Raw genomic sequence first — 12,051 nt, 5'->3', positions numbered from 1 at the left:
GCTGGGTTTTTTTCAAATCACAAGTAAATATTCGACGGTTGTCAGGTCCCGGTCTGACCAGTTGGTCGGTAAGGGTGATGCTTGAGCGGTTGGCAGGTAATATTTTTTTTCGCTTATCATCCGCGCCTTGATTGGCGAGGTGACACATGGATAGACCCGGGCTGACCACCGACGCAGCAGGGCTGACGCACTGCACCTGGCGCACTGCCGCACCTGAATATCCGCGTTACCACGACCACGAGTGGGGCGTACCGGTGGCAGACGATACCCAGCTGTACGAGAAAATTTGCCTGGAAGGTTTCCAGGCGGGCATGGCGTGGATCACCATTTTGCGTAAGCGCGAGCAGTTTCGGGCGGCGTTCGAAGGGTTTGATTTTCGCCGCGTTGCGCAATACGGCGAGGCCGACATTGAGCGGCTGATGAACGACCCAGGCATCGTGCGCAACCGCGCGAAGATCGTCTCGACCATCAATAACGCACGCCGGGCCTGTGAGTTGGTGGACGAAACCGGTTCGCTGGCGCGCTGGTTGTGGGCGTTTGAACCCACGCCAGAGGAACGCCCGGCGGTGGTGGACATGGCTTACTGGACCGGCAACCCGACGTCACCGGCGTCGCTGCGTTTGTCCAAAGCCTTGAAGAAGCGCGGCTGGACTTTTGTTGGCCCCACCACGATGTACGCGCTGATGCAGGCGATGGGGATGGTCAATGATCACTTGGAGGGCTGCGTTTGCCGCCCGCGCATAGAGGCGCTACGCCAACAGTTCAAGCGCCCTTGAGTGTATGGCGAGGGAGCTTGCTCCCGTTGGACTGTGCAGCAGTCTCCCGATTTTTGGGGGCGCTTCGCACCCCAGCGCAAGCAAGCTTGCTCGCCACAGTAAGCTTGCTACCCCAGGGATTTTGCGGTGCCTGGAAGGTCAGGTCAGGACAGGAAGCCACCGTCCACATTCAGCGACACACCGGTGGTGTAGCTGGACGCATCACTGGCCAGGAACAGCACCGCACCGGCCATCTCGCTCGGGTCGGCTACGCGCTTGAGCGGGATCTGCGCCAGGGCCACCTTCAGGATCGAGTCGTTCTTGACCAGCGCCGAGGCGAACTTGGTGTCGGTCAGGCCCGGCAGCAAGGCGTTGCAACGGATGCCGAACGCCGCGCATTCCTTGGCAAACACTTTGGTCATGTTGATCACGGCGGCCTTGGTCACCGAGTAGATGCCCTGGAACACGCCCGGGGAGATGCCGTTGATCGAGGCCACGTTGATGATGCTGCCGCCGCCGTTGTCGCGCATCAGCTTGCCGGCTTCCACCGACATGAAGAAGTAACCGCGGATGTTCACGTCAACGGTCTTCTGGAAGGCGCCCAGGTCGGTGTCCAGTACGTTGCAGAATTGCGGGTTGGTTGCAGCGTTGTTAACCAGGATATCCAGGCGCCCAAACTGTTCGCGGATACCGGCGAACACTTGGGTAATCTGCTCCATTTCGCCGATATGACAGGCCACGGCGGTGGCTTTGCCGCCCGCGGCGATGATCGCGTCGGCCACGTGCTGGCAGCCTTCGAGCTTGCGGCTGGAGACGATCACATGGGCGCCTTGCTGGGCCAGGAGCTTGGCGATGGCTTCACCGATGCCACGGCTGGCGCCGGAAACGAAAGCGATCTTGCCGTCGAGGTCGAACAGGTGGGTCTTGGACATGCTGGGTTCCTTGCTCTTGTAGTCAGAGGGCTGATTTAGCGATGACATTCAGGCTCATTTGCTCCAGCAGCTTGTTCATATGGATGAACTGCGCAAAGCGTTTGTCCTGGGTCTGGCCGTGAAAAAAGCGGTAGTAGATCTGCTGCACAATGCCGGCCAGGCGGAACAGGCCGTAGGTGTAGTAGAAGTCGAAATTATCGATCTGGATGCCGGAGCGCTCGGCGTAATAGTCGACGAATTGGCGACGAGTCAGCATGCCCGGCGCGTTACTGGGCTGGCGGCGCATCAGTTGCACGGGCGCAGGGTCAGCGGCTTCGATCCAGTAGGCGAGGGTGTTGCCCAAGTCCATCAGCGGGTCGCCCAACGTGGTGAGTTCCCAGTCCAGCACGCCGATGATCTGCATTGGGTTGTGCGGGTCGAGGATCACGTTGTCGAAACGGTAGTCGTTGTGCACGATGCTGGAGGTCGGGTGGTCGGCCGGCATCTTGTCGTTGAGCCACGCGCGCACGGTTTCCCAGCTGGGTGCGTCGGGCGTCAGGGCTTTTTCGTAGCGGTCGCTCCAACCGCGGATCTGGCGTGCTACATAACCTTCGGGCTTGCCCAGGTCGGCCAGGCCGCAGGCAGCGTAGTCGACCTGGTGCAGTTCGACGAATTTATCGATAAAGCTCTTGCACAGCGCCTCGGTCTTGGCCGCGTCCAGGCCCAGTTCGGCCGGCAGGTCAGAGCGCAGGATGATGCCGTTGACGCGCTCCATCACATAGAACTCGGCGCCGATCACCGACTCGTCAAGGCAGTGCACATAGGCTTTGGGGCAATACGGGAAGCCGTCCTTGAGCTGATTGAGAATGCGGTATTCGCGGCCCATGTCGTGGGCGGACTTGGCTTTGTGGCCAAATGGCGGGCGGCGCAGCACGAATTCCTGGCCAGGGTATTCCAGCAGGTAAGTCAGGTTGGATGCGCCACCGGGGAACTGGCTGATCTTGACCGTGCCGGCAAGGCCCGGAATATGCGCCTTGAGGTAGGGATCGATGAGGCTGGCATCAAGTTCTTCGCCGGGGCGAATCTGGGTCGATTGGTCGTTAAGCGCCATGCTTATCCCTTCTGCTTATTCTAAAGGCCTTGGACTATTGGCTAATCTAATGCGCACCGCCGCCCAGCGACAAGGTCGGGGCGGCTTAATAGGTTAGCGTGTTGGACGATGATCAGCGGGCCTGATGTGCTCAAATGACCAGCATGGCCCGGCCACCGGGGTTGCACGACAAATTGGCACCGATTTCGACTTTTGCCAGGTCGATGCCCAGGCCGGCGAGCAGGTTGTTGACGATGGGGTCGAGCAGCGGGCCGAGCAGCCCGGCAATCAAGCCGCCCAGGGTGGTGAGCAAGCCGTTGACCACGCCCGTGACCAGGCCCAACACGGCGCCCAACAGGCTGGCCATTTTGGGCGGGTGGTTGATCAGTTGGATGCCGGTGAGTGTTTGCTTGAGGCTGCTGACCGCGTTCGAGCTGGCGAATGCGTAATAGAGCGGTTGCTGGTTGATAGCGGGCGGCTCGGTGTAGGTGTGCGCACGCTGGGTTTTCAACACGTCGCTGTCGATTCGGATGCCCAGGCCGCCCGCCGCAAAGGCCTGCCTGTCGCTACACACGCCGGTGCCGCGCTTGCAGGTTTTAGTGCCGATATCCACCACCGGGTACTCGTCTACCTTGAGTTTTTCTGTGGACGAGTACAGATTCTTGGGGTCAACCTGGCCAATCATCGCGCGCAATGCCGAGGTTTCGCCGAGTACCGACAACGACTTTTTGCCGCTGTCGCAACTGTAGCCAGTGACCATAGCGCTGCCGCCAGCGGCTTCCAGGGCGATGTCGAGGGTGTCGCCGATTTCCAGGCTGACGACCAGGCAACAATTGGGATCGAGTAAGCCAAACAGGCCGCCCAGCAGGTCACTGAGCGCTTGCACCGTGCCACCCAGCAGGTTATTCACCAGCGTGACGATCGGCAGTTTTACCGAAATCAAAGTGCGCACCTGGGCGGTGCGCACATAAATGGGCTGCTTGGCGATATCCTTGGGGTTGCCGATGCTGGAAACCTGCCCGGGCTCGATCACTTTGGTCGACACGGTCACGCCGAGCAGGCCCAGCACATCCACCGGCAGCTCCACGGCAACTGCGCTGGCCTTGTTCGACAGCTGCACAAAGCCCTGGATCAGGTTGAACAGTTGCAGGTTCACATCCAGCGCACTTTTGTCGGTGCCGTTCTGGATATTGATCAGGTCGCCCAGGTGCAGGATCTGCGTGCCCGGCGCAATCAGCTTGATGGCTTCCAGGTTGTTGATCACCACTTTGACCGCGTCACCGCCCAGCTTGAGCACATCAATGGCCGCCTGGATCAGTTGGCCTACAGTGGCGTCGGTCTTGAGCAGTTGGTCGTAGTTACCGGCGCTGACTTTCAATTGGATGGCCAGCGCATCCAGGTACTTGAGCAAGCTGATATCGGTATTGAGCAGCCCATTCCAGCCGACTGCGTCCAACTGCAACTTGCCGCCCAGCAGGCCGCCGATCAAGGCGTTGAGGGCGACAGACTGGGTGCTGTCCACCGTTAACAAGGTGCTGCGAACCGTGAGCTGGGCAACCGTTGGGGTGGGGGCGGCGGCGACGGCGGTGGCGCTGAGCAGCGTTGTCAGGTTGACGGGCTGGCCCGAGAACAGCGTGAGCAAGCCATGGGCAAGGCTGGTGTGCACGCGATGGGTAGCAATCACCCGGATGGCATCGGTTTTGCTCGGGTCGGCGCTGAACGTGCGCATAAAATCTGCGCCGGTGGCCAGGGTGCCGCAGGCGGTCGCCAGCGTGCGATTGTCGTCAAGGCTAAAGTTGTTGCGTGCGGCGCTTTCGGTCGCAAATTGTGCGGCATTGTTAGCGGGCGCCGCGCATGTGCCGCTGCGGCTCACCGCTTCCAGCGCAGCCGTATCGGCCACACGCTGCAATTTGCGCTTCTCCAGGTACAGGCGACCGCTGTCGACCACCAGCAGCAGAAACAGCAGCGCAATACCAAGGGTTACCGCGCCTATCAGGCCGATGGCGCCGCGTTGGCGGGCCGGGCCGAGTCCATGGCCAATCATTGTGCGTTCCTTCGCCGGTCCTGCACCGACGTCCTGAGCATCCCCGCAAGCAGTGTAGTCAGGTTTTGCGTCGGCGCTGGCTAATCGCTACTAGTTGCGCGGCGGCAGGGTAACCGGTGTCAGCACTGGGCGGCCGGCGAAATATTCCACCAGGTTATCGGCCACGCGTTGCACGGTGTCGTGGGCCGCTTCCGGCGACAGGCCGGCGACATGGGAGGTGAGCACGGTATTGCTCAGCCGCTTGAGGGCGTCGGGCACTTTCGGTTCATCGTCGAACACATCCAGCGCGGCACCGCCGATACGCCGTTGCTCCAGCGCAGCCACCAAGTCCGCAGTCACCACCACGCTGCCGCGTCCGATGTTCACCAGGTAACCGTTCGGCCCCAGCGCATCCAGGGCATGGCGATCAATCAGGTGGCGGGTGCTGGCCCCGCCCGGCGTGGCCAGGATCAGGAAGTCCGAGGTGCGCGCCAGCTCCACGGCGGTTGCGCAATAGGTGTAGTCCACATCGTCGCGGGGCTGGCGGTTGTGGTAACTCACTTCCATGCCAAAGCCGAGGGCGGCACGTTTGGCAATCTCCATGCCCACTGCGCCGAGACCGAGAATGCCCAGTTGCTTGCCGCCCAGGGAAGGGCGCATCACTTTGGGCCATTCGCTGCGCCGCACCGCCGCGTCAGTCTGGGGAATGCCACGCACCAGTGCCAACAGCAACGCCATGGCGTGGTCAGCCACTGACGGCGCGTTTACGCCGGCGCCGTTGGTTACCACGATCCCGCGATTGCTCGCCGCTTGCAGGTCCACGTGTTCATAGCCGGCGCCGATCACGCAGATAATCTCGAGCAACGGCAGCGCCGCGATTTCCTCGGCATACAACCCCAGCGGGCCACGGGTGAGTACCGCCTTGATCTGCGCGCCGTGGGCCTTGATCGCCTGGGCACGCTCGGCCGGTGTCGGCGCCAGAATCACATGGAAGTCGTTACTCTCGATGATTTGCAGGTATTCGTTGATGGTTTCAACCAGGACCAGAACAGTGGTGGACATCGGAAGGCTCTTCCTGAAGGGTTTGATAGGAGGAGTATGCGGGATTTGTAAGACGGAACGATTTGTTCGGTCAGAAAAAATCCCGCACAGGCAGTTCTAGAACTCAACATCCTGAGCTTTCACCCGCTTCACAAACGCCCCCGCCAAGGTCGCATTGTGATGCTCGATGATCGCCTTGGCCGGCAAGGTCGGGGTGTCCATGCAAGTATGAGCGTCCTCGGGCAGTATCACCGAAAACCCAAGCTCGGCCGCTACTCGGCACGTGGTGTCGATGCAAAACTGGGTTTTCATGCCGACCACCACCAATTCATCGACCTGTGCCGCCGCCAGTTGTTGCGCCAGGTCAGTGCCCAGGAAGCAGCTGGGGCGGGTTTTGTTGAACAGGTGATCGTGAACGTCGTCGACGTTGAGGCCTTGCCACAGTTGCCATAACGGGCTGCCAGCTTCGATCGGCGAACCTGCCGGGCCGGTGTGGCGAGCGACGAAGATAGCCACGTTGGCCCTGCGTGCGCGCTGGATAAGCTGGTTGATGGTGCCCAGCACGCGCTCACGCTCGAAGGGCTGTTGCGGCCCGTCGTATAAACCGGTTTGCATATCGATGATCAACAGGGCGTTAGCCATGGTCTTGCTCCTTGCAGTGGCCAGCGGGCGGGGCAAGAAAAAGGCCCCGTCCATTGCTGGCGGGGCCTTGGGGTGTTTCGGGATGTTTTTAGCTTTCGCACCCACAGCCACCGCCCGACCCGCCATAAGCGGTCGTGGTGGTGGTGCGGGTGAGGCGGCGCTGAATGAGATTCATGGCTCGATCATGCTGGGGCGGGCGCGTGGCTGTCAACGGCGCTGCCATAGCTTCCTCAAAGGGCCGCCGCCACACTGCCATTATTGGGCAGAATCCGCCTGCTGCGCCTGGATTTGCTCTGCTTGCGCGATCGGCCTGAAATCGTAGGTAGGATAGAATTCTGTTGTGTAGGCACCCCAGGCAGTGCGCTCTATCGCCAGATTGACCTCTACCAGGCGCGAAGCCGGCAGGCGTAGCACGACGATCTGTCCGATGCCCATGGTGACATTCCAACTGACCACTTCAACCCCGGCAGGAGGAAATACCTTGTGAAAGGCTTGCTTCGCCAATTGTGTCTTCAACTCGCTCAAGGGCCGCGACTGATCATGTTTGAGAAACACCGTTAACATGACGGCGTTATCAGCTGTGGCCGCCACAGTGCTTACGCTGGAGGGAGCGGCGGTGTTGGCAGTGGCTGCTGCGGGCAACAGAGCAACAGTCAACAGCACAGGTATTAACAATGATGTGAGGGCGTTACATGGCTTCATCTTGGGCACCTTGCAGTCTATTAATTCAAGCGGCGTAGCGTCAGGCGTGAGGGCTGACTAGTTCGACAGCGCAGTTTTTATCGGGCCGATATAAGGCGCATGGACGACATAGATTCGAACAGGAGGGTTGTTGGCAATCATGTCGCGAGGTACTTCGCGCGAGTAGGTGAACTCGTTCTTATCCAGTTTTTCCAGTCGCCTGACCACGGTTTTGATCGGTCCCACATCGGGCACCAGAATATGGGTATTTTGGTCGCCTGTGACGAGGAAGTAGCCGCCACCGCCATCGGCGTATTTTGAAAGCCCGGTGTCAGCATAGAAGAACTCATAACGGTTGCGCTGTGGGTCCCACATTGAAATGCCCACCACACCGGGGTAGTTGGCCTTGACATCCTTATCCGGGGCACCCTCGATATAGACTTTGGTGGTCAACCATTGTGGGGAAGAGGCCAGCGCCTGGATATCCCGTTCAGGCACGGTTGGCGTTGCGTAACTTTCGCTGGATTTAAATAGGCCGATAAGACACAGACCAGTTAATACAATACTGAGTGTTTTCATTCTTGAATTCCTGAGGCTGCTGGCTAAGAGCGCGGCATGATGTTTGTGCGAGGGACGCGGCGATCTTAGTGTGTGCTCTGGCGGCGGCTCAATGGTTATGTATGGTCTTGTAATAGTTAATGGTCTATCTCAGTGGAAATATTATTTAGATGTAGGCTGTGTCTGCTTTAAATGTCGGATACTTCTTGGAAGTTGCTTCTTTTGACGGATTTTTGGCAACGCCATAACCTTTCGCAGCCCACGAAAGCTGCCGTCCGCCACCCTCCTTGAATTGCTGCGCCGCTCAACCATTCCTCAGCTAAGTCTTTGCTTATTCGAGAGAATCCCGGACAATCCGGCCCCTTCTATGGTCGAGGCGCTGCCTGTCAGGTTTTTCTGACTCGCCCCGGCCGTGTAAATGCGGAGATCCGACCGGATGAATGATCAGGCCAATAGCGTCGACGAACGCTATGCAACGACACCTGCAACCCTCACAAGCTGGAGCCGCCAGGACACCACCTGGATGCTCGGCCTGTTCGGCACCGCCATTGGCGCCGGTACTTTGTTTTTGCCGATCAACGCCGGCCTGGGCGGCTTCTGGCCCCTGGTGATCCTGGCATTGCTGGCGTTCCCGATGACGTTCTTCGCTCACCGTGGCCTGACGCGCTTCGTGCTGTCCGGCCGTGCCGGCTCTGACATCACCGACGTGGTTGAAGAGCATTTCGGCCTCAAGGCCGGTGCACTGATCACCTTGCTGTACTTCTTCGCCATCTTCCCGATCCTGCTGATCTACAGTGTGGCCCTGACCAACACCGTCAGCAGTTTCATGGAACACCAACTGCACATCATGCCGCCGCCACGGGCGATCCTGGCCTTTGTGCTGATCCTCGGCTTGCTGGCCGTGGTGCGTTGCGGCGAGCAAGTGATCGTCAAGGCCATGAGCCTGATGGTGTATCCGTTCATCGTCGCCTTGCTGTTCCTGGCGGTGTACCTCATCCCGCACTGGACCGGCGGCATCCTCAGCACTGCCAGCGAAGTCCCGGCGCCGTCCGCGCTGCTCAATACCCTGTGGCTGGCGATTCCGGTGATGGTGTTCTCGTTCAACCATTCGCCGATCATCTCGGCCTTCGCGGTTGATCAGAAGCGCCAGTACGGCGCCAATGCCGATGAGCGCAGCTCGCAGATCCTGTGCCGCGCGCACCTGTTGATGGTGGTAATGGTGCTGTTCTTCGTGTTCAGCTGCGTGCTGACGCTGTCGCCGGCACAGCTGGCCGAAGCAAAAGCGCAGAACCTGTCGATCCTGTCGTACCTGGCCAACCACTTCGACAACCCGACCATCGCCTTCGCCGCGCCGTTGATTGCGTTCGTGGCGATTGCCAAGTCGTTCCTGGGCCACTACATCGGTGCCAGTGAAGGCCTCAAGGGGCTGGTATTGAAAACCGGGCGTCGTCCGGCTGCCAAGTCCCTGGACCGCATGACCGCCGCGTTCATGCTGGTAGTGTGCTGGCTGGTCGCCACGCTCAACCCGAGCATTCTCGGCATGATTGAAACGCTGGGCGGCCCGATCATCGCGTCGATCCTGTTCCTGATGCCGATGTACGCGATCCGCAAGGTGCCGGCCATGGCCAAGTACCGTGGGCAAGCATCCAATGTGTTTGTCACTGCGGTGGGCCTGGTCGCGATTACTGCGTTGGTTTACTCGCTGTTGTCCTGATGACAGACGCCGGGTAACAAAGCCGATTCGCGCACTGCGTGAATCGGCTTTTTTTTGTGTCCGAAAAAATCCCCATGCCAATGAGGGCTAAGCTGTCGACGTGTTGGTTCCCTTTGGAGATACCCATGGCTCGGCCCCGCCCGCAATTGGTCACAGGCAAGCTGGAAAAACTGCACCCTACACAATTGACGGTCGGCATGGCGGAAGTCGCTGCCAAGCGCGACGCCTGGACCAAACTCAAGCGCAAGGAGCGCGCCGCCGCCCTCGACAAGCACTGGTTCCCTTGTGTGCTGGGGCCGGACGAGCGCTACTACATCACCGACCATCACCACTTCGGTATGGCTTTGATTCTGGAAGAGGTCAAGAGTGTGTCGCTGCTGATGCTCAAGGACCTGTCTTTCGTGGAGCGCAGCACCTTCTGGAATGTCATGGCATTCAATCAATGGGTCCACCCCTACGACGCGCGCGGTTTGCGGCGTACCTATGAGGCCATTCCCCGCAAGATAACCGACCTGCAGGACGACCCTTACCGCAGCCTTGCCGGCCTGCTGCGTACCGCCGGCGGTTACGCCAAGGACGCAACACCGTTCAGCGAGTTTTTGTGGGCGGACTTCTTTCGCAGCCGTATCGGCAGCGATGTTGTCAGCCAGCCAAATGCCAAATTGTTGGGCAAGGCCATGACTCTGGCGCGCAGCCAGGAAGCTCGTTATTTGCCAGGATGGGTTGGGCCGATTGAAAACTGAAACCGTTACGCCCGTTGCCGTACCCCCCAATCGTACCCAGGACATCCTGGCCGGGTTGTCCATCGCCGGGTTACTGCTGCCGGAGGCTGTGGCGTATTCCAGCATCGCTGCGTTGCCGCCGCAGGCCGGTGTGATCGCCTTGTTTGCCGGGCTGGTGTGCTACGGCCTGTTGGGCACCAGCCGTTTTGCAATTGTCTCGGCCACTTCCTCTTCTGCGGCGGTATTGGCGGCAGCTACCGCCAGCCTGGCCGGGGATGATCCGGCGCTGAGACTGTCCCTGGCCTTCGGGCTGGTGCTGATCACCGGCGTGCTGTTTGTGTTGGCCGGTTTGTTCAAGCTGGGCGGTGTGACGTCGTTTATCGCCAAGCCGGTGTTGCGCGGTTTTGCCTTCGGCCTGGCGTTGACCATCATCCTCAAGCAACTGGCCAGTGTGGTGGGCGTACACCTGACCGATAACAACCTGATCTGCTTCCTGCCGCAGTTACTGGAGCAATTAGCGCACTGGAACTGGCCGGCGGCGCTGGTCGCAGCGGCAGCATTGGCGGTGTTATGGCTGTGCGCGCGAATCCCGCGCTTGCCGGGCGGCTTGCTGGTGGTGGTCCTGGGGATTGTTGCCGGGCAGTACCTGGGCTTGCAGGCCCATGGCGTGGCCTTGATCGGCATGATTGATCTGCGCCTGGAGCTGGGGCACTTTCCCGTGCTGCCGTTCGCGGATTGGTTGCGCCTGGGCGAGTTGGCGTTTGCCTTGGTCATGATCCTGTATGCGGAGTCCTACGGCTCTATCAGTTCGTTCGCACTTAAACATGGCGACCGGGTTTCATCCAATCGCGATCTGTTGGCGCTGGGCGCGGCGAACCTGGTGTCCGGGTTGTTCCACGGCATGCCCGCCGGCGCGGGCTATTCGGCCACGTCGGCGAATGAGGCTGCCGGCGCCGGTTCGCGCCTGGCGGGCATCGTTGCGGCGCTGGTGGTGCTGGTGATCGTGTTGACGGTGCTGCCGTATGTGGCGTTAACGCCGGAGCCGGTGCTGGCAGCCATCGTCATCTACGCGCTGGGCCGTGGCTTGAGCCTGCAACCCCTGGGCCGTTACTTCCTGTGGCGCCGCGACCGGTTGCTGGTGATCTGCGCTGTGGCGGCAGTGCTTGTGCTGGGCGTGCTGGATGGCTTGCTGGTGGCGGTGGCGATCAGCGTAGTGTTGATGCTGCGCCAGATGTCTTCGGCGGATATTCAAGTGCTGGGGCGCCTGGGCGACAGTCATGACTTTGTTGACCGTCAACACCATGCGGATGCGGTGCAGGTGCCTGGCTTGCTGATTGTGCGGCCCAGTGAGGCGCTGTTTTTCGCCAATGCCGAACGCATCCTGGGCGCGGCGTTGCGCTTGATGCGTCAGTCGCCGGTCGAGGCGGTGGTGTTGAGCCTGGAAGAATCGCCCGACCTTGACGGCACCAGTATCGAGGCGCTGGCGGCGTTTTTTGCGCAGGTGCACGGGGAGGGCAAGCGGCTGGTACTGGCGCGGGTGCGGCATGCGGCGATGGAAGTACTGCAAGCCTTGCCCGAAGCCGTTGCGCCACAGGTTTTGCTGAGTGCCTTGAGTGTTGATGGTGCGGTGCAGTTGGCGTTGCACGCCAGGCCGTGAGTGCCAATGATCAAAAAATGTGGGAGCTGGCTTGCCTGCGATGGCGGGTTGTTGGTGGTGTACATATCCGTTGCTGCGGTAACGGCTTCTATTGGTTCCGCTCTTACAGCGGGTCACTTTTGTAAAGACATGTACGGACCGGACACATGGTTGACACATGTGCGGGGACATGGTGGACACATTATTGACCATAATCAGGCTTACTAATGTCGATTGTTCGCAAAAAGTGATGGCAGAAATAGACGTCGAACAGACCA

11 protein-coding genes are annotated in these 12,051 nt (G+C 60.1%); 4 read left to right on the top strand and 7 right to left on the bottom strand.

Translation table 11 applies throughout. From position 1 onward, the window contains the following. The first annotated feature begins 146 nt into the window (after positions 1–146). Positions 147–776, top strand: coding sequence for a DNA-3-methyladenine glycosylase I (locus HBO23_RS21230; protein ID WP_170039612.1), 630 nt, complete (start codon positions 147–149; stop codon positions 774–776). A gap of 143 nt (positions 777–919) precedes the next feature. Here HBO23_RS21230 and HBO23_RS21225 read toward each other — a convergent pair whose 3' ends face one another. The 7 genes from HBO23_RS21225 to HBO23_RS21195 all read right to left on the bottom strand — a co-directional run bounded on the left by HBO23_RS21225 (position 920) and on the right by HBO23_RS21195 (position 7,722). After that, positions 920–1,687 carry an SDR family oxidoreductase gene (locus HBO23_RS21225; protein ID WP_170039609.1) on the bottom strand — a complete coding sequence of 256 codons (768 nt, stop codon included), beginning with the start codon at positions 1,685–1,687 and terminating at the stop codon, positions 920–922. A gap of 22 nt (positions 1,688–1,709) precedes the next feature. Then, a complete protein-coding gene (locus HBO23_RS21220) occupies positions 1,710–2,777 on the bottom strand; it encodes a phosphotransferase family protein (RefSeq protein WP_170039607.1) in 1,068 nt (355 codons plus the stop codon). A 130-nt stretch (positions 2,778–2,907) separates the two neighbouring features. Continuing rightward, positions 2,908–4,800: a pilus assembly protein TadG-related protein gene (locus HBO23_RS21215; RefSeq protein WP_170039604.1), complete on the bottom strand. Its 1,893-nt coding sequence runs from the start codon at positions 4,798–4,800 to the stop codon at positions 2,908–2,910. Between the two features lie 90 nt (positions 4,801–4,890). Further along, entirely contained in the window at positions 4,891–5,841 is a 951-nt protein-coding gene (locus HBO23_RS21210; protein WP_170039601.1) for a 2-hydroxyacid dehydrogenase, read from the bottom strand. 96 nt (positions 5,842–5,937) lie between these two features. Beyond that, entirely contained in the window at positions 5,938–6,462 is a 525-nt protein-coding gene (locus HBO23_RS21205) for a cysteine hydrolase family protein (protein WP_170039598.1), read from the bottom strand. 255 nt (positions 6,463–6,717) lie between these two features. Beyond that, positions 6,718–7,164, bottom strand: coding sequence for a hypothetical protein (locus HBO23_RS21200; protein ID WP_138453228.1), 447 nt, complete (start codon positions 7,162–7,164; stop codon positions 6,718–6,720). Positions 7,165–7,221: 57 nt separating this feature from the next. Further along, positions 7,222–7,722 (bottom strand): DUF4822 domain-containing protein, encoded by a 501-nt coding sequence (locus HBO23_RS21195; RefSeq protein WP_170039595.1) that lies wholly within the window; start codon positions 7,720–7,722, stop codon positions 7,222–7,224. A 415-nt stretch (positions 7,723–8,137) separates the two neighbouring features. On the opposite strand from HBO23_RS21195, the gene HBO23_RS21190 reads away from it, so the two are divergent. The 3 genes from HBO23_RS21190 to HBO23_RS21180 all read left to right on the top strand — a co-directional run bounded on the left by HBO23_RS21190 (position 8,138) and on the right by HBO23_RS21180 (position 11,794). Then, the gene (locus HBO23_RS21190) at positions 8,138–9,415 is read left to right on the top strand and encodes a serine/threonine transporter (RefSeq protein ID WP_170039592.1); all 1,278 of its coding nucleotides are present in this window, start codon (positions 8,138–8,140) and stop codon (positions 9,413–9,415) included. A gap of 125 nt (positions 9,416–9,540) precedes the next feature. Next, on the top strand, positions 9,541–10,158 hold the full coding sequence (locus tag HBO23_RS21185; protein WP_017136633.1) for a ParB-like protein: 618 nt from the start codon (positions 9,541–9,543) through the stop codon (positions 10,156–10,158). Beyond that, the gene (locus HBO23_RS21180; RefSeq protein ID WP_170039589.1) at positions 10,148–11,794 is read left to right on the top strand and encodes a SulP family inorganic anion transporter; all 1,647 of its coding nucleotides are present in this window, start codon (positions 10,148–10,150) and stop codon (positions 11,792–11,794) included. The genes HBO23_RS21185 and HBO23_RS21180 overlap by 11 nt, the downstream gene beginning before the upstream one ends. Positions 11,795–12,051: the final 257 nt, after the last annotated feature.

It is taken from the genome of Pseudomonas sp. WS 5532 (genome assembly GCF_012985445.1).
Classification (GTDB): domain Bacteria; phylum Pseudomonadota; class Gammaproteobacteria; order Pseudomonadales; family Pseudomonadaceae; genus Aquipseudomonas; species Aquipseudomonas edaphica.
The sequence above is the reverse complement of the archived record's forward strand: the minus strand, read 5'-3'. Positions and strand labels throughout refer to the sequence as shown.

Bases quoted from the DNA above. Each gene is read 5' to 3' on its own strand.
- HBO23_RS21230 (WP_170039612.1), top strand. From the start codon at position 147: ATGGATAGACCCGGGCTGACCACCGACGCAGCAGGGCTGACGCACTGC.
- HBO23_RS21225 (WP_170039609.1), bottom strand. From the start codon at position 1,687: ATGTCCAAGACCCACCTGTTCGACCTCGACGGCAAGATCGCTTTCGTT.
- HBO23_RS21200 (WP_138453228.1), bottom strand. From the start codon at position 7,164: ATGAAGCCATGTAACGCCCTCACATCATTGTTAATACCTGTGCTGTTG.
- HBO23_RS21205 (WP_170039598.1), bottom strand. From the start codon at position 6,462: ATGGCTAACGCCCTGTTGATCATCGATATGCAAACCGGTTTATACGAC.
- HBO23_RS21190 (WP_170039592.1), top strand. From the start codon at position 8,138: ATGAATGATCAGGCCAATAGCGTCGACGAACGCTATGCAACGACACCT.
- HBO23_RS21185 (WP_017136633.1), top strand. From the start codon at position 9,541: ATGGCTCGGCCCCGCCCGCAATTGGTCACAGGCAAGCTGGAAAAACTG.
- HBO23_RS21210 (WP_170039601.1), bottom strand. From the start codon at position 5,841: ATGTCCACCACTGTTCTGGTCCTGGTTGAAACCATCAACGAATACCTG.
- HBO23_RS21215 (WP_170039604.1), bottom strand. From the start codon at position 4,800: ATGATTGGCCATGGACTCGGCCCGGCCCGCCAACGCGGCGCCATCGGC.
- HBO23_RS21195 (WP_170039595.1), bottom strand. From the start codon at position 7,722: ATGAAAACACTCAGTATTGTATTAACTGGTCTGTGTCTTATCGGCCTA.
- HBO23_RS21220 (WP_170039607.1), bottom strand. From the start codon at position 2,777: ATGGCGCTTAACGACCAATCGACCCAGATTCGCCCCGGCGAAGAACTT.